Below are 24,427 nucleotides of genomic sequence, written 5' to 3'. Positions count from 1 at the left end.
GCGAGACTTCAGCCCCTATGACGTCACGCTTTGAAGGTCCGGAAGCCTTTTATCGGCACCTTCTCTATAGTGAGGACTTTCCTGCAAAGAAAGCTCTCCTGAAATGACGGGAGGCGGCAGTTCAGACCTCTTTTGATTCAGGACTCCATCAAATGCGATGGAGCGTCGGGGAACTTCCTGCGGCTCATGTGTTCACGTCATCATCTTCGAGTTCCTCGGCGGCAAGCTGCGTCCCGGTCACCTACGAACGAGGATGGAAGGAGTGACTGGGGTCGGCTGGTTTTGCAGCCTCCGCCCCTGGGCGCACAGCGGCGGAGGGAGGTTCGCTGTGGACCCACCCGCCGCCTCCGGCCCGGAGGAGAACGGGCGACGCGAGCAGGGCGGCCAGCTGGACGATGCCGAACGAGCGGAGTACGAGCGGCTCCGACGCACTCTCGGCAAGCGACACAGGCGCCTGCGGCTCTGTAGCGCCTCCCTGCTTCTCGTACTGGCGGTTCTGCTCGCACCCATCAGCGTTGTTGCCACATGGGTAAATTCCGAGGTCACCGATGTTGATCGGTATGTGCAGACGGTGTCGCCCCTCGCCAGGGACCCCGCCGTCCAAAATCTGGTCGTTGATCGTGTCACTGACGAACTGGTTGAGAACATTGACGCTCGCAAGATCACCGACGCGGTCGCCGACACTCTCGCCGACCGTGATGCACCCGACTTCCTTGTCGATGCGGCCAGGTCGCTGGATGAACAGCTAAAGGGCGGACTGACGACCGCCGTGCGCTTCGTGGTCGGGAAGGTGGTCAGAAGTGAGGCCTTTGCCGACGCATGGGACAGTATCCACCGCGGTGCACACACCGTCGCGACGAATGCCCTCACGAGTGAGGGAGGCGGAGCGCTCGAGGTGAAGGGCGACACCGTCACGCTGAACGTCGGCACTGTGATGGAAGAATTGCAGAAGCAGCTGATCGGCGTGACGCTTGTCGAGGCAGAAGACATTCGCGGGGCCGACAAATCGATCGTTCTGGTGCGGCACGAAAATCTCAGTGAGGCCCGGCAGGGTGCCCGCTGGCTCGCCGCTGTCGCCCCGTGGTTGCCCCTGACGGTCGTCGTGCTCGGCGGGCTGGGTATTTGGGCGGCACCTTCACACCGGGTGGCGCTGATGGCCGGCGGAATCGGCGCCGGCGTCATGATGTGCGGGCTTCTCGTCGGACTGGCCATCATGCGCCAGATCTGTCTGGATGCGGTGACTCAGACAGCCCAGTCGCAGGATGCCGCAGCAGCCGTCTACGACACTCTCGTGAGGTTCCTCCGGCAGACCACCCTCACGGTGCTCCTCACAGCCCTGATCACTGTGATCGCGGGGTATCTGTACGGACCGGGCCGCGGTGCGACAGCTGTGCGCAATGCGGCAGCCCGAAGCACGGAAACCGCCGGGCAGGCGCTCACCCGGACCGGGCTGTCGACGGGGGCTGTCGGGCAGTGGCTGCGCAGGAACCAGCCCCGCACCACAGGCGCCGTCATCGGTGCCGGGGGCCTCGCTCTCGTCTTGTGGAACTACCCCACACCCGCCTCAGTCGCTCTTCTGCTCCTGCTCGTCGTGGTTGTCCTGGTGATCCTGGGCGTCCTTGCGGCCGCGGATGAACCGGCGCGGCGCTGAGAAGCCCTGGAGCGCACTGAGGTCGAGTAACTCGGTCCAACTCCTGAAGTATTGGTCGAGTTAGCCCATTTCCTCGGCTGAAATCACCATTCTCTCGAGCTATTCGCCTGCGCCGCCAGTCGCTCACCTGTACCGGCCACGACACCGTGCTCCATCCGGCGTTAGAGTGCCGTCGCTCCCCCACGCCCAGCCGAAGGCCATAGGAAGGCAGCGCATTCCGTGACTCACCCCCACAAGTCCACCGGATCCGTCGGCGAGCGCCGCCTTCAGCAACTTCTCGGCACGGCCGACCAGGCCGCCGCTTTCTACGACCGTCAGGTGCAGGACCGTCTGACGCCGCAGATGGCGGACTTCATAGGGCGGCAGACCATGGCGTTCCTGTCGACGGCGGACGCCGGCGGGGCCTGTGACGTCACGTTCCGTGCCGGTCCCCCGGGATTCGTCACTGTGCTGGACGACGGCAGCCTCACTTATCCCGAGTACCGCGGCAACGGGGTCCTCGCCAGTGCGGGAAACATCGCCGAGAACCCGCATGTCGGGCTGCTCTTCGTCGACTTCGGCCACGACCACATAGGTCTGCACGTCAATGGAGCCGCTCGGCTTCACCGGGACGACGAGCAGCGGCGGGCCTACCCCGGCCTTCCGGTGGACACCGCTCCGGGGCGCCGGCCGGAATTCTGGGTGCACATCACGGTCGAGGAAGCGTATGTGCACTGCTCCAAGCACATCCCCCATCTCGAGCCGGCGCCGCGTCCACGTCCTGGTGCCCAGCGGCCGAAGGATGCCGACTACTTCGTCTCCCGCGCCGAGCACCGGCTCCCGTCGTGCGAGAGCGAGCAGACTGCGGGAACTCACACCGGATCGCTGCCGGGCAGGGGTTGATCACTGACTGCCGTCGTGGCCTCCGCGCGGCAGGTCGCGCGGAGGCCACGGTGCAGGTGTCATTGACCTCCGAGGTCATGACCGGCACGTGCCGGTCAGCCCTTGGGGCGTGGTGTCAGGGCGCCATCTCGTAGGCCCCGGACAGTGCCTCGACACGCTCCCAGACGCGCGCCGAACGCGCGCCGTCCACGACGGGACGGCGGACCGCGCCGAGGGCCCAGTTCTGCTGAGCCTCGGTGGCGGAGTCCTTGCCGTGCAGTTCGATGGCGAAGGCGGAGAAGTCGCGGACGAGGACGGAGAAGAGTTCGTCGAGGATGTCCTCGTCGAGGCCGGTCAGGCGGGCCTGCTCCAGGATCAGCTGGCCGTGGACGACCAGGGCGAAGAGCTGGCCGACGGCGAGGAGGAGGTCGAGGTCTCGGCTCTGGTCCTCGTCGGGGGCCGCGGTGGTGACGAACTCGCAGAGGGCGTCGGCCTGTTCCCGGAAGCGGGCGACGTTCGGTACGGCCGCGTAGGCGTCGTAGGCGGGGCGCCAGTCGTGGAAGCGTACGGAGCCGAGGCCGCGGGCGGGTCCCTGCTCGAAGAGGAAGGTGTCGTCGGCCGCGTCGAGGCGGGTCGGTACGGGCGCGAACTCGGCCGGGTTGAGGAGGTGGTTGCGCATGAACTTGAGGATCAGCGCGAGGTTGACGTGGACCGTGCCTTCGAGCTTGGGCAGTCCTCGGATCTCGACGGCGGCCTGGGCGAAGTAGGTGTCCTTCTCGAAGCCCTTGGCGGCGATCACGTCCCACATCAGGTCGATGACCTTCTCGCCCTCTGTGGTCACCTTCATCTTCGTCATCGGGTTGAAGAGCAGGTAGCGGCGGTCGTCCGGCGAGGCGGAGCGGAAGTAGTCGACGGCTCGGTCGCTGAACAGCTTCATGCCGACGAGGCGGACGTAGGCGTCGGCGAGCTCGCGGCGCACGTGCGGGAAGGCGGTGACGGGGCGGCCGTACAGGATGCGGTTGTGCGCGTGGGTGATCGCCTCGTACATCGCGTGCTCGCAGATGCCGATCGAGGCGGTGCAGAGGTTGAACTTGCCGACGTTGACGGTGTTGAGGGCGGCGTCGAAGGCGGCGCGGCCCGTGTGCAGGACGTCGTCCGGGCCGACCGGGTAGTTCTCGAGGCGGAACTCGCTGACGTACTTGGAGGAGTCGACGACGTTCTTCACGAGGTGGTACGCCGAGTGGCGGCTGTCGGCGGCGAAGAAGACGTAGCCGTCGGGGCCCTCGATGTCGGTGCGTCGGCCGAAGACCGAGACGAGCCCGGCGGCGTTGCCGTTGCCGATGTAGTACTTGGACCCCGTCGCGCTGAAGCCGCCGTTGCCGTCCGGCGTGAGCAGCATGTCGGTGGAGTAGATGTCGGCGCCGTGGGACTTCTCGGAGAGGCCGAAGGCGAACACCTCGCCGTCGGTGAGGAGTTCCGCCGCGCGGGTGCGGGCCGCGGCGTTGTCGCTCTGCCAGACCGGTCCGAGGCCGAGGATGGTGACCTGCCAGGCGTACCAGTAGTCGAGACCGTAGAAGCCGAAGATCTCGTTGAGGGCGGCGATCCGGGCCGTGTCCCAGCGTTGGTCCTTGTGGCCGGCGGCGGACGCCGGGGTGAGGAAGGTGGCGAACAGGCTCTCCTTGGCGGCGAAGGCGAGGAAGTCCGCGAGCCAGGCGCGGGTGCGGTAGTCCTCGATGAGCCTGCGCTTGCCGCGGTCCTCGAACCAGTCGACGGTGGCACGCAGCAGCCTGCGGGTCTCGGGGTCGAACTGCGCCGGGTCGTATGTGCGCGGGTTGAAGAGGAGGGAGTCGGCCATGGAGGTCGCCTTCCGTGGGTTGAGGGTGAGGGGTGAGGGTGCGGGAAAGAAGGTCGCGGAGCGCGGGCGGCGGTGGCCCGAGCGCCGTGGCGCGTGGGTGGCCGGGCCGGCGGCTCAGGGGTGCGGGTGCGGCGTGCCGAGGCGGTGGAGGGTGGCGAGTACGTCGTCGAGCCAGGCGATCGTCATCCGCTCGTAGGCGATGCCTCCGCGCAGGACGACATGCTGGAGCTCCTGACCGGCGTCGAGCGGGGTGGGGGCCGTCGGGCCGGTGAAGTCACGGAGCTCGCCCGCGAGGTAGTGCGCGAGGCGGTCGCTGTGCACCTGGTGGTGGCGTTCGACCTCGCGGATCAGCGCGGAGGGGTCGTCGAAGGCCGCACCGCGGATCTTCACGGCGAGCTCGTGCCGGATGCTCTCGGGCTCGATCGGTTCGTGCAGCCACTGGGAGAGGGCGGCGCGGCCGGGGCCGACGACGGAGTACTCCTTCTTGTCCGGCCGGCTCTGCTGCGGCAATCCGCGGACGGCGAGCAGGCCGTCGCTCTCCATGCGCTTGAGCACGCGGTAGATCTGCTGGTGCGTGGCGGTCCAGAAGTATCCGATGGACCGGTCGAACCGTCGGGCCAGCTCATAGCCGGAGCCCGGCTTTTCCAGCAGGGAGACGAGGATCGCGTGCTCGAGCGCCATGCCTCGATCTTCTTATGCAACTCGTTGCATAGCCAAGGGGTGCCGGTCGGGTGAGACAGGGGTCACGCGCGGGGGGCGGACCATTCCGTCCGCCCCCGCGTCGCGACCGGTGAAGCCGGTCGCCTTCCCGCTCACCCTGGAGCCGTCATCCGCCCGCCGCGTCCTCGGCCTCCCAGCGCAGCAGGTCGCCCGGCTGGCACTTGAGTACCTCGCAGAGTGCGGCGAGTGTGGCGAAGCGGACCGCCTTGGCGCGGCCGTTCTTGAGTACCGCCAGGTTGGCGGGTGTGATGCCCACGCGGTCCGCGAGGTCACCCACGGACATCTTCCGCCTCGCCAGCATCACGTCGATGTCGACGACGATCGGCATCAGATCACCTCGTCCAACTCGGCCTGCATCTGGGTCGCTTCGACGTCGCGCGCGACAGCCTGGGCGAGCAGCATCCGCAGCACGAGCACGATGAGCGCGACCCCGAGGATGGCCAGGCCGACCCCGCCCATGATGACGGTGACGCCCGGGTCGTCCCGCTGGCCGGGCGCATTGATGGCCGTGACCACGAACCACAGCAAGGCAGCCGCCACGATCGCGCCAATCACGGCGTCCACGTACCGGAAGGCGGCATGGGAGAACACCGTTCCGCGCCGCACCATCGACACGAGCCGCCAGACGCTGACCAGGGCGACCTGGGCCGCCACCATGCCCAGGATCGTGATCACACGCAACGGGGTCAGCGGGAGCGACCCGTCCTCCGGATCGTTTCCGCCGGCCAACACCCAGACCATCGACGCCTGTACGAAGACCGTGCCGGTGAGCACCACTACGAGCACGGCACGCAGCGCACGCACTGCCAGCTTTCCCATGCCCCCTCCTTCCATCGAGTTGCGATGGGAATCTATCGAGTTTCGATAGGTTGAGCAAGGGCTGGGCCAGGACCGGGCCGGGCCGGCGGGCGGGCGGGGCCGAGGGTGGCCCCGGGGGGCATAGGACCCGCCTATGGCAGGTGCTGTCTTTTCGTCTTTGCTTCTCCTTCTTTTCCGCTCGTACCTTGAATTAGCTCGATGAGGTGCTCGCCGCGATTCCCCGAAGATTCGCACTGTGGGCACGTATATCGCTTATTCAATTGAGAGGACCAGCGGCATGACGACAATCGAGAACAGCTCAGGAACGCGGGAACTCGCGGGGAAGCGGGCCCTGGTCACGGGTGGTACTCGCGGAATCGGGGCGGCCGTCGTGCGCCAGCTCCTGGACGCCGGTGCCGACGTGCTCACGACCGCCAGGTCGGCGACGGACCCGGTGCCGGAGGGAGCCCGCTTCGTGGCGGCCGACGTGCGGACGCGGGCCGGGGCGGAGGCGCTCGCCACGGCCGCGCACGAGATGCTCGGCGGGGTGGACGTCCTGGTCCACAACGCGGGCGGTGCGCAGCCGTACAAGGGAGCCTTCGCCATCCCCGACGACATCTGGCAGGACGCCTTGGACCTGAACTTCCTGTCGTCCGTGCGGCTGGACTCGCTGCTGGCACCGGGGATGCGGGACCGGCGTTCCGGAGCGATCGTGCATGTCTCCTCGGCGGCGGTTCCGCCCACGCCGCCTCCGTTCCTGCACTACACGGCGGCGAAGGCGGCGCTGGAGAACTACAGCCGGGGACTGGCGGCGGACCTGGCCCCCTTCGGAGTCCGGGTCAACACCGTGTCTCCCGGCAGGACCGTCACCCCCGGCGGGGAAGCCACGCGGGAGCAGTGGGCGCGCCTGGACGACGGGCCCGGCCAGGCCACCAACACCCCGCCGCTGGGACGTGAGGGTCAGCCCGACGACATCGCCCACGCGGTGCTGTTCCTCGTGTCCGACCGGACGAGCTGGCTGACCGCGAGCAATCTCGTCGTGGACGGTGGTGAATTCCCCAGGGGATGACGCGCACGGAATCCGGAAAATATCGGCTTCGATAGGGAAGAATTCCGCGACGCCGCCTCCTTCTCGGCCGTCAGGAAACCGGTGAGAGGGAGGCGGATTCGGACCAGGTCTCCTTGCGGAGGAGTTCGAGCAGAGCCGTCTCCGCCGGGCCCGCGCCGTGTCGGACCACGGCGAGGACGGGCTGGGGAACGGCCGGGGAGACCGGGCGGGCGAGGTGCTCGTGACCGTGGGGGACCGCGGAGGCCGGGACGAGGGTGACCCCCAGCCCGTGGGCGGCCCAGCGCACGGCCGTCGCCGTCTGGGACACGCGGGCGGCCGTGTGCGGGGTCAGGCCGTTTTCCCGCAGCACGTTCACCAGTACGGCGTCGAGCGCGCTGTCGCGGTCGAACCTCACCCACGACTCCCCCGCCAGCTCGCGCAGGTCGACGCGGTCCGCGGCGAGCAGACTGTGCCCGGCGCCCAGCACCACGACGAACTCCTCGTCGCCGAGGTGGTGGGCGTCGGCGGGGCTCCGCTCGCACGCCGCCATCAGGGCCAGGTTCAGCAGGCCCCGGCGGCACAGCCGCTCCAGCTCCGCGTGGCTCGGCTCCTCGAAGACGGTGACCTCCAGCCGCGGGAAGCGGCGACGCAGCGCGCTCAACGCGCCCGGCAACTGCCGCGCGGCAAAGCCCATCTGCACCGCGACCACCAGGTCGCCCACCAGTTCATCGGCGCCGGCCCGCGCTGTCGCCCTCGCGCGCCGTGCCGCGCTCACCGCGATCTCCGCCTCCCGCAGGAACGCGCGACCGACCACCGTGGGCACCAGGCCGGTCGGCGTGCGGTCGAACAGCTGCACGCCGAGCTCCCGCTCCAGCCCTCGGATCTGCTGGGACACCGACGGTTGAGCAACGCGCAGCAGCTCCGCCGCCGCCGTCACCGAGCCCTCCTCGGCAACGGCCAGGGCGTACTCGTACTGACGAAGGCTCATCGGCTCCCGTTCCTCCCTGCGGGGGCCGCGGTCCCCCATCGACATCGTCGTAAGGGCAACTCGGGTCCGCCGGCGAAGATTCCCGTGGGTGCGGCCAGGTCGCCCGCGCCCCAGCGGCGCACCGCCCTGACGTCAGCCCGAGCAGATCCGGGCAGCCTCCGGCAGGTGCACATGCTCGCCCCGGAACTCTCTCCGCAACGCGCGATCATGCGTGACGAGCACGACTGCGCCCGCGTAGTGAGCCAGCGCGGCCTGTAGTTCTTCGACCAGTGCTGGGGAGAGGTGGGTGGTCGGTTCGTCGAGGAGCAGGAGATCAGCGGGCTCGGAGACCAGCCGTGCGATGTCCACGCGGCGGCGCTGGCCGTACGACAGCTCGCCGATGCGCAGCCGGAGCTCCCCCGGGCGGAAGAGTCCCAGGGACAGCAGGGCGTGAGTGTGCTCGTCAGCGGAGCCCACGCGGCCCAGTGCGTACGCCTGCGCAAGGCGGGCGGTAGTCGAGGCCGGGGAAGTGGCGGGACCACTGGGCGCGGCTGATGGGGGTGCGGACGTGCGCGCAGGCGTGGGCGAGTGCCCTGCTCGGGTCGGTGTTCCAGATCTCGACTGCCTGGTCGTTGCTCAGTGTGACGATCGTGCCGTGGGCCGAGAGCGGGAGTACCGCAGCGAGCCCTCCGGAGAGGGCAGCCAGTGAGGCCTGTTCGACGGGGCGCGAGCGGTTGGCCGTCGCCCAGAGACGTACCGTCCCGTCCAGTGCGGCCGTGACCACCATGCGGCCGTCAGGGGTGAACTCCGCTGAGGGGATCACGTCGGTGTGCCCCTCGAGTCGGCCCAGCCGACGGTGGTGGCGCGGGTCGGACACGTCCCACAGGAATGCCGTGTGGTCGTCGCTGCCGGAGAGGAGGGTACGGCCGTCCCGGCTGTAGGCGAGGGCGTCGACGAAGTTCTCATGGCCCTTGAGCACGGCGATGGTGGACGCGTGGCGTGGGTCGGCGACGTCCCACAGGCGGACGCTGCGGTCGTCGGAGCCGGAGGCCAGCGTGGTGCCGTCGGGGCTGAAGGCGACAGGTTTGACGTTGCGGGAGTGACCGGTCAGTTCGTTGAGGAGGCGGGGGCGGGCCGGGTCGCTCACGTTCCACAGGCGGATCGTGTCGTCGTAGCTGCCGGTGGCGGCGGTCTGACCGTCCGGGCTCACGGCCACCGAGAAGACGATGTCGGCGTGGCGTGTCCGCGTCGTCGACAGAAGGCGGGGTTTGCGGAAGTCGGTCACGTTCCAGAGCCGGATGGCCCTGTCGCGGCCGATGGCGATCAGTGTGTTTCCACGAGGGCTGAAGGCCATGGCGATGGCGTCTTTGTTGTGGTCGCGGTGGGTGCCCAGATGGACCGGGCGGTGGGGATCCGTCAGGTCCCACAGCCGGAGGGCGGCGTCGTCGTGCGCCGTGGCGAGGGTGCGGCCGTCGAGGGTGACGGCCATGGCGCGGACGTGTCCGGTCAGTGTGCGTGGCAGCACGCTGAGGAGACCGTTGCGGGTGGCTTGGTTCGATACCACCTGGTGTGCCGCCAGGGCGAGTTGGGTGGCGAGTGAGCTGTTGCGTGTCCGCAGTGCCACCGAATTCTCGACCGCCTTGAGCGCGAGGACGTGATTGCGCTGCGCGGTGACGATCCGCTGGGTGCGTACGGCGAATCCGACGGCGGACACGGCGCAGACGAGGAGGACGGCGAGGGCCGCGACGAGTCGGCGCCTGCGGCGGGCCCGGTGGCGTGCGTGCAGGGCCTCCGCCTGCTCCGCCCTCTCGCTCGCGTCGAGGAAGGCGCGCTCCCGGGAGGTCAGTGCGTCCTTCGGGAGGTCTTTCACGGCGGCCAGACGCACTCCGCGGTAGACGGTGTCGGGGTCGCGGTTCAGTGACTGCCAGACGGCGGTGGCCTCGGTGAGTGCGCGGTGCAGGCGCAGTTGATCGCGGTTCTCGCTCAGCCAGCCGCCGAGCCTGGGCCAGCAGCGGATCAGGGCTTCGTGGGTGATTTCGACGTGATCCCGGTCGACGGTCAACAGGCGTGCCTTTGTGGCCTGTTCGAGAACCAGCATCGTGTCGGGGGTGTCGTCGAGTTCGTGGCGCGGTACGCGGCGCTTGGTGTCCTCTGTGCCCTCGCCCAATGCGATGAGCCGCACGAAGAGCCTTCGGGTGATCTTCTGCTGGGTGTCGCTCAGGCCGGCGTGGAAGGCCTCGGCGGTCTGGGCGAGAGCGCCCTCGAAACCGCCTGCCGCTTGGAATGCGGCGAGGGTGAGGGCGTTGCCGCGTCGGCGGTGCCAGGTCTCCAGAAGCGCGTGTGAGAGCAGGGGCAGTGCGCCGGGTCGGCCGTGGGCGTCGGCTGTGAGGGTCGCGAGGAGGGCGCCCTCGACGGTCAGTCCGGCGCGGGTAGCGGGCCGGACGATGGCCGCCCGTAGTTCGTCGGTGGTCATCGGGCCGACGGGGACATGGGCGTCGACCAGGGCTTCGACGAGGGCGGGTAGCCGGGTGCAGTGCGTGTAGAAGTCGGACCGCACGGCGAGGTCGACGCGACAGCTGCTGTCAGGGGTCTGGGTGGCGTGCAGCAGCGCGGCGAGGAAGGCGTCGCGCTCTTCCGTACTGCGGCAGAGCGTGAACACTTCCTCGAACTGGTCGACGATGACGAGGAGTTCGTCGGCCGGGTTCGGTGAGCCGGCCAGGATCTGTCGCACCGCCCGGTGCAGTGTGCGCGGCTCTGCGGCGAGTTCGGCGTGCAGGGTCCCGGGGCTGACGTGAGCGCGGGCCGCGAGCTGGATCGCGCATTCCTCCAATGGGCGTGCGCCGGGAGTGAAAACCAGGGCGGGGGTTCCGGCGAATTTCGGGAGCACTCCGGCGCGCAGCACGGAAGACTTCCCGGATCCCGAAGCCCCGAACAGAACTAGGAACCTATTTCTCTTCAGGTGTTCGACCAGTCTGTTCGTGAGGTTCTCACGGCCGAAGAACGTGTCGGCATCGGATTGTTGGAAAGGCGCCAGCCCGACGTAGGGCGGAGAGGTCGAATCTCGGTCCTGGTCCGGATCCGAGGCGGCATTGGAAGCGCATACGGCGGCCGTCCTGCGCCAGATCCGCTCCCATTCGCCTTCGTCACCGCCGCATGCGCGGACGTAGGCGAGGGTGACGGCCAGCGTGGGCAGTTGGCGTCCCGATGCGGCTCCGGAGAGTGTCGCGATCGAGTAGTGCGCGCGTCTCGCGAGGTCGCGATAGGTGGGACTGCCGGCCTCCTCCCGCACCTTCCGTAATTTCGTGGCGAAATCCAGCAGTGGCCCGCCGTCCGCTTCCAGCGGGCGCTCTCCACGTGGCACCTGTACGTACCTCCCCCGAGTCATTCGGATTGTTCACCATGCGTTTGTTCAGCACCAGCGCGTCGATCGTGAACAACCGGAACTGGCTACAAACGGATGTGCCGGGCCCCGTGACGAGGGCCGGAAAACCATCGGAAGCCGGCGTGGGCCGCGTACCGCCCTGCCCGTGCACCGATCCGCGAGCACTACCGAATTGGGAGAACGTATGAACGCGTACACAGAACCGTGCGCCGGACCGAATAAGGGGGCCGCGGGCACGGGGTCCCCCGGCTTCGGCCCGCTGCGGGGAACCGGCGGGCCGGAGGCCGCGCCCGCGGAGCGTTCCGAGCCGGACCGGCTGGGCGCCTTCACCGCCGGGCAGCTGGGCCGGCTGTGCGATCTGGTCGGCATCGACGCGCAGCGGCGGACCGCCCACCAGCGGGTGCTGACCGATCTGTTGGGTCCGGCCGCCGACCTGCCGCTGACGGCCCCTCCGGCCTCACCGTCGTTCGTGTCGGACGATCACACGCCGGTCGAGTTCTCGCTGACATTCCCTGCCGACGGAGCCCCGCTGCTGCGCGTGCTGGTCGAGCCGGGCTGCGCGGCGCGGGCGCTGCAGGACAACGCCCGCGCGGCATGGGCGGCCGTAGGACGGCTCGCGGCGCAATGGGGCTATCGCCTCGACGAGTTGACGCGCGTGAACGACCTCTTCCTCCCGCCTGCGCCGCACGGGCCGCTCACCCTGTGGAGCGCCCTGGAGCTGCGGCCGAGTGGGCCCCCAGGGCTCAAGCTGTATCTCAACGCGGGCTCGCGGGGCGCCGGGCGGAGCATGGAGACCGTCGGCGAGGCCATGACCAGGCTCGGTCACGGACGGGCCTACGCGTCCGTACGGAGCTACCTCCAGCCCCGCTTCCCCGAGCGGGCCACCCTCATGTTCTTCGCCCTGGACGTCGGCCCGTGGGCCGAGCCGCGGGTGAAGGTCTACGTCGCCCACCATCACGCCACGGCCGCCGACGCGGCGGACGCGGGCCGGCTCGTGCCCGGGGCGTCTCCCGAACGTATCGCGGAGCTGTGCCGCCGGGTCGGCGGGGACGAGCCCTTCAGCCGACTTCCGCTCATCTCCTGCTACTCGTTCACCGACACGGCCGCCGACCGTCCCACCGGGCACAGCCTCTACGTGCCCGTCCGCGCCTACGTCCGCGACGACCGGGCGGCACGCGACCACGCCGTAGAACTCCTGCGGCACTACGGGATTCACAACGCGCCGCTCGACCGTGCTCTCGCCGCGCTCACCACTCGGCGGCTGAGCGCGGGGGCGGGTCTCATCCCGTACCTGAGCCTGGTCCAGGCGGGCCGGCAGGCACCGCGGATCACCGTCTACCTCTCCCCCGAGGCGTACCGCGTCTTCCCGCCGCGGGAGGACGCCGCACCGGGGAGCCCGGCCGACGGCCGCCGCGCCGCGGACCGCATCAGCTGAGCCCGTACCCGACCTCACACCTACGCATGTCTCATGTCGCATGTCCCGAAAGGAAGACCGACCGTGGAGCCGTACCGGATCAAGGTGGTCGAGCCGATCCCCGTCACCACCCGCGAGCAGCGGCAGGCCGCCCTCGCCCGTGCCCACTACAACCTCTTCGACCTGAGGGCCGACGAGGTCACCGTCGACCTGCTGACCGACTCGGGGACCGGCGCCCTGTCGGCCGCCCAACTGGCCGCAGGGATGGAGGGCGACGAGTCGTACGCCGGGTCACGCTCCTTCCACCGCTTCCACGAAACCGTTCGGAAGCTGACCGGCTACGAGCACATCCTGCCGGTGCACCAAGGGCGCGCGGCGGAAAGGCTGTTGGCCTCGACGCTCCTCGGGCCCGGCAAGATCTTCCTGAGCAACACGCACTTCGACACCCTGCGGGCCAACGTCGCCCTGAGCGGGGGTGAGGCGTGGGACCTGCCCTGCCCCGAGGCCCAGGATCCGGACAGCACGGAGCCCTTCAAGGGAAACATCGACACCGCACGCCTGAAGGCCGTCCTGGACGGGCCGGACGGTTCCCGGGTCGCCGCGGTGATCATGACGATCACCAACAACGGTGGCGGTGGCCAGCCGGTGTCCATGGCCAACCTGACGCTGACCTCGTCGCTCTGCCGGGAGCGCGGCGTGCCCCTGCTCCTGGACGCGGCACGGTTCGCGGAGAACGCCTGGCTGGTCATCCAGCGGGAGGCCGCGTACCGCGACCACAGCCCGCGGCAGGTCGCCGAGGAGGCGTTCAGGCTCGCCGACGGCTGTGCGATGAGCGCCAAGAAGGACGGCATCGCCCACATCGGCGGCTTCCTCGGGCTGAACGACACCGAACTCGCCCGGCGCTGCGAGCTGCTGCTCATCGCCACGGAAGGCTTTCCCACGTACGGCGGACTGGCCGGCCGGGACCTGGACATGGTCGCCCAGGGCCTGACCGAGGTCACCGATCCGGGGTATCTGCGCGCCCGGGCCGAGGACACCGCCTACCTGGCGCAGGTCGTGCGCTCTGCGGGGGTCGACATCGTCGAGCCGCCGGGGCTGCACGCCCTCTACCTCAACGCGGGCCGACTGCTGCCGCACATCCCGCCGCAGCAATTCCCCGGCCAGGCCCTGGCCTGCCGGCTCTACCTGGAGGGCGGCATCCGCTCCGTGGAACTCGGCTCTCTCTACCTGGGCACGGAGGACGAGCACGGCACTCCGCTCACCAGCGCGCCGTACGAGCTGCTGCGACTGGCGGTGCCACGCCGGACGTACACGCGTGGCCACTGGGACCACGTCGGGCGGGCACTGGTGCGCACGGTGCGCGACGCCCACCTGATCCCCGGCCTGCGCATCATCGAACAGCCCACGCTTTTGCGGCAGTTCCGATCGAAGCTCGCACCGATCGTTCAGTAGGGGCCGGGTAGGACGTAGGTCGCACGTCGCTGTTGGACTCCTCGAAGTAGGCGGCGGTCTCGGCGTCCGCCGGGTAGTACGACTCGATCGCGACCTCGTCCAGGGTGATGTCCATCGGAGTGCCGAATGTCGTGATGGTCGAGAACAGTCGGAGTTCGCGACCGTCGAAACGAAGAATGATCGGGATCACGACATCGGATTCGACCGATCGTTTCGACGTTTCCTCGGTGTTGGGTTCCAGTAGGTCTTCGTAGAGCGCGGTGAGTTCCGTGTCGGGAGCAATGGCGAGCTGGCGTCTGATTCGGGAGCGGAACATCGCACGTACGTCGTCCAGGTTGACGACCAAAGGGGCGAATCCGCGTGGGTCGAGTCCCAGTCTCACCAGGTTCATCGGGCGTCGGAGAAGGTCGGGATGGACGTCGGCGAAGAACGGCTCGAGCGCGCGGTTGGTCATCACGATGTTCCATCGGCGGTCGAACGCCACAGCGGGGTACGGCTCATGTGCGCGAAGTACCCTCGCGACCGCTTCCCGGGCGGCTGACAGGGCGCCGTCGTCCAGTGGCCTCTCGGCGTACCGGGGTGCGAAGCCGGCTGCGAGCAGCAGGCGGTTTCGCTCACGCAGCGGCACGTCTAGCTGGTCAGCGAGGCGGAGGACCATTTCGGCGCTCGGGTTGCTCTTGCCCGTCTCGACCAGGCTGACGTGGCGAGCCGAGACGTCGGCGGCGATCGCGAGGTCGAGTTGGCTGAGTCGTCGACGATGCCGCCACTGCCGTAGAAGGTCTCCGAGTGTCTGCATGGTCATCGAGGCTACTCATTTTGGAGCCGTGCGCCATGAAATGCGATTTCATCGACATTCGTCATCGGTACGGGAACCACTGCGTCCTTGACACCTCCCCCGCCTGAAGGCGGGGGATTCCTAGCTCGCGTTGCCTGATCCCCGGCGAGGGTGCAGGTCTTACACGATCAGCACTAGTAGGACTCCGTTAGGTCGCTCTGGCTCTTGGGTTCCGGCTGGAAGGTGATGTTCTGGGCAGGGGGCGGTGGCAGGTGGTGCAGGTGCCGGTCCAGCAGTTCAGCAGGTCCTGGAGGGCGTCGAGGATCTGGTAGAGGGTGAGTCCGCTGTATCGGCTTTTGGGGCCAGGCGCTGTTCGGTGAGGAACGCATGGGCGGCGCTGACCAGGGTGACGTGGTGATGCCAGCCCCTCCAGGAGCGGCCCTCGAAGTGGTCCAGGCCCAGGCCGTGCTTGAGTTCGCGGTAGTCGTGCTCGATGCGCCAGCGGATCTTCGCCAGGCGGACCAGTTCCATCAGCGCGGTGTCGGCGGGCAGGCTGGACAGCCAGTAGTCGGTGGGTGCCTCGGCGCCGGCCGGCCATTCGGCCAGCAGCGTGACCTCGGGCAGGACACCGTCCCAGTGACCCTCTCGTGCGGTGGCGGCGGCCTGGGCAAGGCGTCGGGCCCGGACCCCGGCGGGCCGCACCCGCAGTGCCAGAAAGCGCGAGTGCATCGGCCCGCGGGAGCCTTCCCGCCAGGTCACTTCGGTGAACGCCTGCCGCCCATGGCCGACTGCCAGCGCGGCCACCGAGGACGGCTTGTCGCGGTAGCGGGGCTGCGGCCTGCGGCCGTTTCCGGACCAGGCCGGCGCCGTGGGCATCGCATCATGCGGGTGGACCGTCACGTCCGAACGGACCGCCACGACATAGCCGATACCCCGCTGGCTCAGGCCGTCACGGAAGTCGGCGTTCTGCCCGTAGCCGGCGTCGGCCACCACAACCGGAGGCACCAGACCCCACCCGGCCAGCTCATCGATGGTGTCCAACGCCAGACGCCACTTCTCCCGGTGCCCGACCTCCTCGGGGATCCCTGTCTTGCGCCGGCGGACGGGATCGTCCGCCCACTCCTGGGGCACGAACAACCGCCACTGCAGCGGACAGGACGCCGTGTCGGAGACCGCGTGCACACTCACCGCCACCTGACAGTTGGCCTGCTTGCCCAGCGCCCCGCAGTACTGGTGCGCAACAGCCACCGACATCTTCCCGTCCTTGGGGAAGGACACGTCATCGACCGCCCATGCATCCGGGCCGACCCGGGGCACCATCCGCTGCGCCATCCGTCGCCGCACCGGCAGCGGATCCCACGTCGACTGGTTCACGAACTGTTGCAGGTTCTGCTCGTTGCCGTCCGGCAGCCGCTCCGCCATCGGCTGGATCGACTTGCGCCGCCCGTCCAGCATCAGCCCCCGCAGATAGCAGTCGCTCTTCGCCCGCTGATCCTTGCGCGGCACCGACGCGAACACATCCGCAACGAATAGCGCCAACTTCGCCCGAGCACGGTTCACTTCATGTGCATCCACCCCCTCAACATGCCCCCAAACAGGACCGGCAGGCAGACGTAACGGAGTCCTACTAGCCGGGTTGAGACCAGCCCGGACCAGCATCACACGGGCGGAGTTCTTGTCTCTCGGGGAGACAGCGCCGCACGCAGTGCAGGTATACGTTCGTTCGGAAAGAGGGAGTGCGCGCTTGGTTCTCGCTCCGCACTGCGCGCAGTCCATCGTGGTGTGCGCGGGGTGGACCAGGTGCACGGCCCGGCCGTGCTTCCTGGCCATCTCGATCAAGGCCTTGGTGGGAGGCCGCACAGCGCTGACGGGTCGTGTCTCTGTCGTCACCGGTCGGCGTGGACGTCGCCCTGAGCTGTGAGCACGACCGCCTCGCGCTGCGGAAAGGCACCCGGCGGGATGCCCGGGATCGACTCCGTCGGGGTCGTCCGCTCGTCGCCCGTCGGCAGGCCCAAGGTCAGGCGGGTGACGATGCGGTAGCGGTCGCCGCGGTAGATGGAGTGGACGTATTCGACGGCCTGGCCGTCGGTGTCGGTGGTGAGGCGTTCGAAGAGGAGCGCCGGTGAGAGGTGCGGCACGTCGAGGATCTTGGCCTCGGCCTGGCTGACGACGGTGGGTTCGATCGTCTGGACGGCTTCGCTGACCTGGACCCCGTGGCGGTCGTGGAGGTGTTCGTACAGGTCGCCCGCCTCCAGTTCCAGCGCGGTCAGCGCGGGGACCAGGCTTGCGGGGATGTGCAGGTGCTCGATGGCCATGGGGACGCCGTCGACGAGCCGTAGCCGTGCGACGTAGACGATGTCGGCGGCGGGTGACAGGTGCAGTTTGCGGCCGACGCGGGCGCCGGCGGCGATGGTGGTGAACTCCAGCAGGCGGCTCGTCCAGGCGCCGGATGCCCGGGGAAGCACCATGGCCTGGTGGTCCGACACGAGTTCCTGTGTGATCTTCTCGGGTGCGACGAACATGCCTCGGCCGTGTTCGCGCACGAGGAGTCCCGCGGCGACCAGTTCGTCGACGGCTGCGCGCAGGGTCGGCCTGGAGACGTGCAGCGCGGCGCACAGGGACCGCTCGGATGGGATGGCGTCGCCGGGGTTCAGCGATTCCATGAGTTCGAGGATGTGGTCCCTGACGCGCTCTCGCTTGAGAACCGTCCCCGACTCGCCAGCGTTCATGCTGCTGCTCCCGCCCCGCTGTTCGCGACTTCACCTGACCAGTTCTCGAAACTTCTTACCACTGGTCGAGTACTGGTCAGGTGGAGTGTAGCCATCAAACGGGCACCAGGGCACTGTTCGGCTTGCGTGATCCAACCAAGAGCCCAGCCAGCAGGGAGGGTTGACGCCTCGATTGGTCTATGCCACCTTCATCGACCAACAGGAGGTCACCTGACCAGTCGTCGAACTGGTCAGGTGGCGTGGCGCTTTCCTCTCAGGGGTGAACTGTGAAGCTCCGCATGCTTGCTGGTGTTTCCGCGCTGGTGCTCGCCGGCGGCCTCAGTGGCTGCGGCGCTGATTCGGGATCGTCCGGCGATTCGGCCGACGGCCGGACGACGATCGACATCTGGCTGATGCGCGACAGCGTCTCCGCACAGTTCCAGAAGGAGTTCGTCGCGGGCTTCGAGACAGCTCACCCGGACATCGACGTGAAGGTGCAGATCCAGGAGTGGGACGGCATCGGCGAGAAGGTGACCGCCGCGCTCGCGAGCAACGACGCCCCGGACGTCATCGAGACGGGCAACACCCAGGTCGCCCAGTTCGCGCAGAGCGGCGGACTGCTCGACCTCAGCGACAAGGTCGACGAGCTCGGCGGCGGCGACTGGCTCAAGGGGCTCGCCGAACCGGGCGCCTACGAGGGCAAGCAGTACGGCATCCCGTACTACGCGGCCAACCGCGTCGTGATCTACCGGACCGACCTGTTCAAGAAGGCCGGCGTCGACGCCGCCGCCATCAGGACCCGCGAGCAGTGGATCACCGCGACCGAGAAGCTCAACAAGGGTGGGACGCAGGGCATCTACCTGCCGGGCCAGATGTGGTACGCCCTGGCCGGGTTCATCTGGGACGAGGGCGGCGACCTCGCCACGCGGTCCGGCGACACCTGGAAGGGCGCGCTCGACACCCCGGAGGCCGTACGCGGGATGAAGTTCTACGAGCGGCTCCAGGCTCTCGGCGAGGGTCCCAAGGACGCCGACGAGGCGCAGCCGCCGCAGGCCGAGGTGATGGCCAAGGGTCAGGTGGCGCAGGTCATTTCGACGCCCGGCGGCGCCAATGTCGTCGTCGCGAGCAATCCCGACCTCAAGGGCAAGCTCGGCTTCTTCCCGGTTCCGGGCAAGACCGCCGAACGGCCCGGTTCGGTGTTCATCGGCGGTTCCGACCTCGTCATCCCGGCGGCGTCGGGCAAGCCGGACGCCGCCTTCGCGTTCATCAAGGAACTCACCGGTGACGCCTGGCAGCGCAAGCTCGCCGCGGCCATGAGCTACGTACCGAACAAGACGACCCTGGCCGACGCGGTCGCCGCCGATCCTGGTGCCTCCGCGATGGCCGTGGGTGCCGCCGTCGGCCGGGCCACGCCCAACACCCCCGGCTGGGCCGCCGTAGAGGCGAAGAACCCCATCAAGGACTACATGACCGCCGTGCTCGCCGGCGCCGATGCCCAGGCCGAGGCCGAGAAGGCGTCCGCGTCGATCACCGCGGCCATGGCGTCACGGCCCTGAGCCGTCGTCGGCGTCGCGTTCGGCGCGCCCGTGCCGCACGGCACGAAGCGAACAGTGCGCGCCGTACATCGAGAGGAGAGGACATCGTGACGGTCGTCCGTGAAGCCGGCGCGCCACCCGCCTCGCGTCCCCGGCCGGCAGGCGGCTCCGCCCGGCCGGGCCGCGGGCGCGGGCGCGGGCGCGGGCCCGCCGGAAGCGGAGTCTGGCCCTACCTGCTGATCGCCCCGACGGTCCTGGGCATGCTGTATCTGCTGGCGTACCCCCTGGTCCGCACGGTGCTGATATCGCTCCAGGACTTCCAGCTGCGTCAACTCATCCAGGGCGACGCCCGGTTCGTGGGCCTGCGGAACTACCAGACCCTGCTGACGGACGCCCAGTTCTGGCAGGTCGTGCGCCGCACGTTCCTCTTCATGGCCGTGAACGTCGCCCTGATCATGCTGCTCGCCACCTTGGTCGCCCTGGTGATCGAGCGGTTGGGCCGGGTGGGCCGTATCGCCGTGCTCAGTGCGCTCGTGCTGACCTGGGCCATGCCGGTGATCGCCGCCACGACGGTGTTCCAGTGGCTGTTCCACTCGGAGTTCGGCATCGTCAACCGGGCCTTGCAGCAGCTGGGGTTCACGTCCTTCGACCACTATCCCTGGTTCGCCCACGGTACGGCCGCCTTCACGATCCTGGTCGTGCTGATCGTCTGGCAGTCGGTGCCGTTCGCGGCCATCACCCTGTACTCGGCGCTGGTCACCGTGCCGACGGAGCTGTACGAGTCGGCGCGTATCGACGGCGCCTCGGCGCGGCGCATCTTCCGCGCCATCACGTTCCCCATGATCCGGCCGATCTTCATGCTGGTGTTCTCGCTGGAGGTCATCTGGACCTTCAAGGCGTTCGTGCAGATCTGGGTGATGACCAACGGCGGTCCCGGCGACGCCACCACCATCCTGCCCGTCTACGCCGTGCAGACCGCTCTGTCGAGTCAGCGCTACGACCTCGGCTCGGCGGCCTCGATGGTCACCGTCCTGATGCTGGCCGGCGTGCTCGTCTTCTACTTCCGCCAGATGTTCCGCCAGGAGGGCGAGGCCCTATGAGCGTCCCGCAACGCGCCACCGACAGCACGGCACGCCTGCGGATTCGGCGCATGCCGCTGCACCTCGCCGCCGCAGTGATCGTCGTGGTCTGTCTCTTCCCCGTCTACTGGATGGTCGCGACCGCGTTCAAACCCAACCGGGACATCCAGTCCGACAGTCCTCAACTGCTGCCCCGGACCTGGACGTTGGACCACTTCCGTGCCGCAGTCGACGCCGACGGCTTCGGGCTGTTCTGGCGCAACAGCATCCTCGTGACCCTGGGCGCCGTCCTGCTCTCCCTGCTCGTCGCGCTGGGGGCGTCGTTCGCCGTGGCACGGATGCGGTGGCGCGGCAGACGACAGTTCATGCTGATGGTCTTCATCGCACAGATGGCGCCCTGGGAGGCGCTGATCATCCCGGTGTACATCATCTCCCGCGACACCGGCATGCTCGACCGGCTGCCCACCCTGACGCTGGTCTACTTCATGATGACGCTGCCGTTCACCGTCGTGGTGCTGCGCGGGTTCATCGCCGCCATCCCGCCGGAACTGGAGGAGGCGGCGCAGGTCGACGGCTGTACGCGCCTGAGCGCCTTTCGGCACATCGCCTTCCCGCTGCTCGCGCCCGGGTTGATGGCCACCTCGCTGTTCGGCTACATCACCGCCTGGAACGAGTTCACCTACGCCAACTTCCTGATCATCAAGCATCAGGACAGCCGCACCCTGCCCGTGTGGCTGTCGTCCTTCCAGAACGTCTTCGGCACGGACTGGGGCGCCACCATGGCCGCCTCCACGCTCTTCGCCCTCCCCGCGCTGGCCGTGTTCCTGCTGCTCCAGCGCCATGTGACGGCCGGCTTCGCCGCCGGCGCCGTCAAGGGCTGAAACGCCCCCTCCTGTCCCGCACCCCCTCCTGTCCCGCACCCCCTCCTCTCCCACACCCCCACCGCCGCGACGTCCGGTCCCGCACCCGACCCCCCGGAGACAGCTGTGCCCGCACCCCCGCCGGTGACCTTCTCCCTGCTCCCCCGCCCCACCAAGGCCCACACCAGAGCGGGCCACTTCACCTTCGGCCCCGACACCCGCCTGCGCATCGGCAGCGGTGCCGAACCCGCCGCCCAGCTGCTGCGCACCCTGCTCGCCCCCGCCACCGGCCTCCCGCTGCGCTCCGCCGAGGACGCGGCCGTGGTCCTCGCCCTCGATCCGGCCCTCACCGGACTCGGCAACGAGGGATACGGACTGACGGTCGGACCGCAAACCGTACTGCTGCGCGCCGCACAGACCACCGGCCTGCTGCGGGGCGTGCAGACGATCCGCCAGCTCCTGCCCCCGCAGGCCCTGGCCGCATCGCCGCAGCCCGGCGTGCGCTGGTCACTGCCCTGCGTGGAGATCACGGACGTCCCCCGGCACCGCTGGCGCGGAGCGATGCTCGACGTGGCCCGCCGCTTCCAGCCGGTGTCGTACCTGCGCCGCTACGTCGACCTCCTCGCCCTGCACAAGATCAACGTCTTCCATCTGCACCTGACCGACGACCAGGGCTGGCGCATGCCGGTAGCCGCCTTTCCCAAGCTCACCGAGATCGGCTCCCATCGCGCCCAGTCCATGATCCGCGCAGGCAGCGACGACCACGACGGCGTGCCGCACAGCGGCGCCTACACCCGCGCCGAGCTGGCCGACCTGGTGCGGTACGCGGCCGCGCGAGGCATCACCGTGATGCCCGAGATCGAGATGCCGGGCCACGTCCGCGCCGCACTGGCCGCGTATCCGCACCTGGGCAACCGCCCCGACCGAATCCTGGACGTGTGGACCAGGTGGGGCGTCAGCGACAACCTCCTCGGGGTTCATGAGGAAGTCTTCGACTTCTGCCGCACCGTGCTGGAAGAGGTCATGGACGTCTTTCCCTCCCCCTACATCCACATCGGCGGGGACGAATGCCCCACCGTCGAGTGGGAGGAGAGCCCGGAGGCCAGAGCGCGCGCCCGGGACGCGGGGCTGAGCAGTCCTGCCGCACTGCACGGCTGGTTCCTGGGCCGCGTCGGTGCGTTCCTGACCCGCAACGGACGGCGGCCCGTCGGCTGGGCCGAGACCGGCACCGAACTGCCCGACGACTTCACCGTGATGGCCTGGCGCGAACCCGCACATGCCCTTGCCGCCGCCGAACGCGGTCACGACGTCATCAACGCCCACCACCGCGCCACCTACTTCGACTATCCGCAGAGCGCCGGCCCCCAGGACCATCCGGCGCAGCCCGGAGCCGTCGTGGCCCTGCGCGGCGTCCACGCCCACGATCCCGTCCCCGAAGGGGCCTCCCCCGAAGCCGCCTCCCGAATCCTGGGCACACAGGCCCAGCTGTGGACCGAGTACGCCGCGACCCCCGACCGTCTCGAGTACCTCACCTACCCCCGTCTGTCCGCCCTGGCGGACCGCGCCTGGAGCGGCCCGACGCCGTGGACGGACTTCCGCTCCCGCCTGGACGGTCACCTCCCGCGCCTCGATGCCCTCGAGGTCAGCCGCCACCCCTGATCCCCCGAGCACGACGAACCCCACATCCCGCGTTGGAAGGAATCGGTATGAAGTCCCGAACCACTCCGAGCAGGCTGCGTATCGCCGCGGCCGCCTCCGTGGCCATGGCCATGGGCACCGTCGGCCTCACCGCCCTGACCGGCACCGCCAGTGCCGCGACCGACGACGTGACGGTCCAGTACCGGACCAGCGCCACGGGTGTCACGGCGGACCAGGCCGAACCGTGGCTGAAGGTCAGGAACACCGGCTCCAGCACCCTGCCGCTGAGCTCCGTCAAGGTGCGCTATTACTTCAAGGCGGACTCGGCCGACGCCGCCTACCGTTTCGCCTGCTCCTGGGCGGTCAAGGGCTGCGCCAACATCACCGGCACCTTCGGCACCCTGGCCAACCCCACGGCCACCGCCGACCGTTACCTGGACATCGGCTTCACCGCCGGGGCGGGCACCCTCGCTCCCGGCGCCGACACCGGGGACATGCAGCTGCGCTTCCACCGGGCGGACTGGCAGACGCTCAACCAGGGCGACGACTACTCCTTCGGTCCGTCCCAGACGTCGTACGCGGACTGGTCGAAGGTCACCGCCCAGGTGTCCGGCAGCACGGTGTGGGGGACGGCCCCCGAGGGCAACGACCCGACGGATCCGCCCACGGACCCGCCGACCGATCCTCCGGCCGGCGGACAGAGCCTGTTCGACGACTTCAACTACACCAGCTCCAGCGACCCGAAGGTCTCGGCGAACGGCTGGAACGTGCGGGCCAACTCCGGCGGGCCGGGTGTGCCCGGTGCCACGTGGTCCCCGGAGAACGTCACCTTCGCCAGTTCCGGCGGCAACTCGATCATGAACCTGCGGACCTCGACCGCCGGGACGGCCGAGAGCACCAAGCACACCGAAGTCCTCACCAAGGCGACGAAGTTCAAGAACGGCACCTACGCCGCCCGGGTCAAGTTCGCCGACGCACCCCTGTCCGGGCCCGACGGCGACCACCTCGTCCAGACGTTCTTCACCATCAACGACCTCAAGGCGCCGATGGCCGACGACTACGCGGAGTACGACTTCGAGTACCTGCCCAACGGCGGCTGGGGCGAGCCGGCGAACATCCTGTACACGACGTCCTGGGAGACCTACAACCCCGATCCCTGGCAGGCCGTCAACCAGCACACCGAGTCCCGGCAGAGCTACGCCGGCTGGCACGACCTGGTGCTCACCATCGACAACAGCAGCATCAAGTACTACGTCGACGGCCGGCTCTTCGGCACCCATGACGCCGCCTACCTGCCCGAGCGTCCCATGTCGATCAACTTCAACCAGTGGCTGATCGACCTCGCGGGTCAGACCAGCACCACCGCGCGTTCCTACGACGAACAGGTCGACTATGTGCTCCACGTCAAGGACCAGGTCCTGACGCCGGCCCAGGTCGCCGCGAAGGTCAGCGCCTACCGCACGGCGGGCACCGCCTTCGAGGACAACGTCCCCAGCAGCTAGGACGAGGCAACCGTCAGCGAGGCCCCGCCGGTTCGCACCGGCGGGGCCCCTTGTTGTGCGGAGCAGTTCGGCAAGGTGATAGGGGTCGTGGGCGCGCCAGTTGGAGCGAACCGGCTGTACGGCTGCGCTGTTACCTGAACCTGGGTCAGAGAGTCGGGGAAGCACATCCCTGGCCCGCCGCT

Annotated in this window: 19 protein-coding genes and 2 pseudogenes; 10 read left to right on the top strand and 11 right to left on the bottom strand. The window is 69.0% G+C overall.

From position 1 onward, the window contains the following. Positions 1-328 precede the first annotated feature (328 nt). Both AC3ETA_RS27165 and AC3ETA_RS27160 read left to right on the top strand, forming a co-directional pair. Positions 329-1,651: a hypothetical protein gene (locus tag AC3ETA_RS27165; protein ID WP_432195526.1), complete on the top strand. Its 1,323-nt coding sequence runs from the start codon at positions 329-331 to the stop codon at positions 1,649-1,651. 219 nt (positions 1,652-1,870) lie between these two features. Next, positions 1,871-2,533, top strand: coding sequence for a pyridoxamine 5'-phosphate oxidase family protein (locus AC3ETA_RS27160; RefSeq protein ID WP_432195525.1), 663 nt, complete (start codon positions 1,871-1,873; stop codon positions 2,531-2,533). A gap of 115 nt (positions 2,534-2,648) precedes the next feature. Here the strand turns inward: AC3ETA_RS27160 and AC3ETA_RS27155 are convergent, their stop codons facing one another. The 4 genes from AC3ETA_RS27155 to AC3ETA_RS27140 all read right to left on the bottom strand — a co-directional run bounded on the left by AC3ETA_RS27155 (position 2,649) and on the right by AC3ETA_RS27140 (position 5,906). Next, entirely contained in the window at positions 2,649-4,367 is a 1,719-nt protein-coding gene (locus AC3ETA_RS27155; RefSeq protein ID WP_432195524.1) for an acyl-CoA dehydrogenase family protein, read from the bottom strand. Positions 4,368-4,481: 114 nt separating this feature from the next. Further along, complete coding sequence (locus tag AC3ETA_RS27150) at positions 4,482-5,048, bottom strand: PadR family transcriptional regulator (RefSeq protein ID WP_432195523.1); 567 nt, start codon at positions 5,046-5,048, stop codon at positions 4,482-4,484. A gap of 145 nt (positions 5,049-5,193) precedes the next feature. Next, entirely contained in the window at positions 5,194-5,415 is a 222-nt protein-coding gene (locus tag AC3ETA_RS27145; RefSeq protein ID WP_046086987.1) for a helix-turn-helix domain-containing protein, read from the bottom strand. Beyond that, a complete protein-coding gene (locus AC3ETA_RS27140) occupies positions 5,415-5,906 on the bottom strand; it encodes a DUF2975 domain-containing protein (RefSeq protein WP_432195522.1) in 492 nt (163 codons plus the stop codon). The genes AC3ETA_RS27145 and AC3ETA_RS27140 overlap by 1 nt, the downstream gene beginning before the upstream one ends. A gap of 277 nt (positions 5,907-6,183) precedes the next feature. Between AC3ETA_RS27140 and AC3ETA_RS27135 the strand changes: the two genes are divergently transcribed. Continuing rightward, a complete protein-coding gene (locus AC3ETA_RS27135) occupies positions 6,184-6,954 on the top strand; it encodes an SDR family oxidoreductase (protein WP_432195521.1) in 771 nt (256 codons plus the stop codon). A 70-nt stretch (positions 6,955-7,024) separates the two neighbouring features. On the opposite strand, the gene AC3ETA_RS27130 is transcribed toward AC3ETA_RS27135, so the two are convergent. From AC3ETA_RS27130 to AC3ETA_RS27120, 3 genes and pseudogenes are all read right to left on the bottom strand, one after another. Continuing rightward, entirely contained in the window at positions 7,025-7,921 is an 897-nt protein-coding gene (locus AC3ETA_RS27130) for a LysR family transcriptional regulator (protein ID WP_432195520.1), read from the bottom strand. A 132-nt stretch (positions 7,922-8,053) separates the two neighbouring features. After that, positions 8,054-8,428, bottom strand: a pseudogene (locus tag AC3ETA_RS27125) (ATP-binding cassette domain-containing protein); the annotation flags it as partial. Continuing rightward, the gene (locus AC3ETA_RS27120; protein ID WP_432195519.1) at positions 8,364-11,285 is read right to left on the bottom strand and encodes an nSTAND1 domain-containing NTPase; all 2,922 of its coding nucleotides are present in this window, start codon (positions 11,283-11,285) and stop codon (positions 8,364-8,366) included. The gene AC3ETA_RS27120 and the pseudogene AC3ETA_RS27125, both read right to left, overlap by 65 nt. A 181-nt stretch (positions 11,286-11,466) precedes the next feature. Between AC3ETA_RS27120 and AC3ETA_RS27115 the strand changes: the two genes are divergently transcribed. Together AC3ETA_RS27115 and AC3ETA_RS27110 are read left to right on the top strand one after the other, a co-directional pair. Continuing rightward, positions 11,467-12,717, top strand: coding sequence for a tryptophan dimethylallyltransferase family protein (locus AC3ETA_RS27115; protein WP_432195518.1), 1,251 nt, complete (start codon positions 11,467-11,469; stop codon positions 12,715-12,717). Between the two features lie 63 nt (positions 12,718-12,780). Then, complete coding sequence (locus AC3ETA_RS27110) at positions 12,781-14,148, top strand: tryptophanase (RefSeq protein WP_432195517.1); 1,368 nt, start codon at positions 12,781-12,783, stop codon at positions 14,146-14,148. Here AC3ETA_RS27110 and AC3ETA_RS27105 read toward each other — a convergent pair. The 4 genes and pseudogenes from AC3ETA_RS27105 to AC3ETA_RS27090 form a co-directional block, all read right to left on the bottom strand. Next, positions 14,087-14,950 (bottom strand): helix-turn-helix domain-containing protein, encoded by an 864-nt coding sequence (locus tag AC3ETA_RS27105; RefSeq protein WP_432195516.1) that lies wholly within the window; start codon positions 14,948-14,950, stop codon positions 14,087-14,089. The genes AC3ETA_RS27110 and AC3ETA_RS27105 overlap by 62 nt on opposite strands. Before the next feature lie 270 nt (positions 14,951-15,220). Beyond that, a complete protein-coding gene (locus AC3ETA_RS27100) occupies positions 15,221-16,498 on the bottom strand; it encodes an IS701 family transposase (RefSeq protein WP_432195575.1) in 1,278 nt (425 codons plus the stop codon). 144 nt (positions 16,499-16,642) lie between these two features. Continuing rightward, positions 16,643-16,753 (bottom strand): annotated as a pseudogene (locus tag AC3ETA_RS27095) (RNA-guided endonuclease TnpB family protein); the annotation flags it as partial. A gap of 56 nt (positions 16,754-16,809) precedes the next feature. Then, positions 16,810-17,652 (bottom strand): GntR family transcriptional regulator, encoded by an 843-nt coding sequence (locus tag AC3ETA_RS27090; protein WP_432195515.1) that lies wholly within the window; start codon positions 17,650-17,652, stop codon positions 16,810-16,812. Between the two features lie 266 nt (positions 17,653-17,918). On the opposite strand from AC3ETA_RS27090, the gene AC3ETA_RS27085 reads away from it, so the two are divergent. The 5 genes from AC3ETA_RS27085 (at position 17,919) to AC3ETA_RS27065 (ending at position 24,245) form a co-directional block, all read left to right on the top strand. After that, positions 17,919-19,187: an extracellular solute-binding protein gene (locus tag AC3ETA_RS27085; protein WP_488187647.1), complete on the top strand. Its 1,269-nt coding sequence runs from the start codon at positions 17,919-17,921 to the stop codon at positions 19,185-19,187. Positions 19,188-19,273: 86 nt separating this feature from the next. Beyond that, positions 19,274-20,266, top strand: coding sequence for a carbohydrate ABC transporter permease (locus AC3ETA_RS27080; protein WP_432195513.1), 993 nt, complete (start codon positions 19,274-19,276; stop codon positions 20,264-20,266). Further along, entirely contained in the window at positions 20,263-21,126 is an 864-nt protein-coding gene (locus AC3ETA_RS27075) for a carbohydrate ABC transporter permease (RefSeq protein WP_432195512.1), read from the top strand. The genes AC3ETA_RS27080 and AC3ETA_RS27075 overlap by 4 nt, the downstream gene beginning before the upstream one ends. A gap of 105 nt (positions 21,127-21,231) precedes the next feature. Further along, on the top strand, positions 21,232-22,764 hold the full coding sequence (locus AC3ETA_RS27070) for a beta-N-acetylhexosaminidase (RefSeq protein ID WP_432195511.1): 1,533 nt from the start codon (positions 21,232-21,234) through the stop codon (positions 22,762-22,764). 47 nt (positions 22,765-22,811) lie between these two features. Beyond that, a complete protein-coding gene (locus AC3ETA_RS27065) occupies positions 22,812-24,245 on the top strand; it encodes a cellulose binding domain-containing protein (protein ID WP_432195510.1) in 1,434 nt (477 codons plus the stop codon). The last annotated feature ends 182 nt before the right edge of the window (positions 24,246-24,427 follow it).

The sequence above is a fragment of the Streptomyces sp. bgisy027 genome, assembly GCF_057710365.1.
The sequence above is the reverse complement of the archived record's forward strand: the minus strand, read 5'-3'. Positions and strand labels throughout refer to the sequence as shown.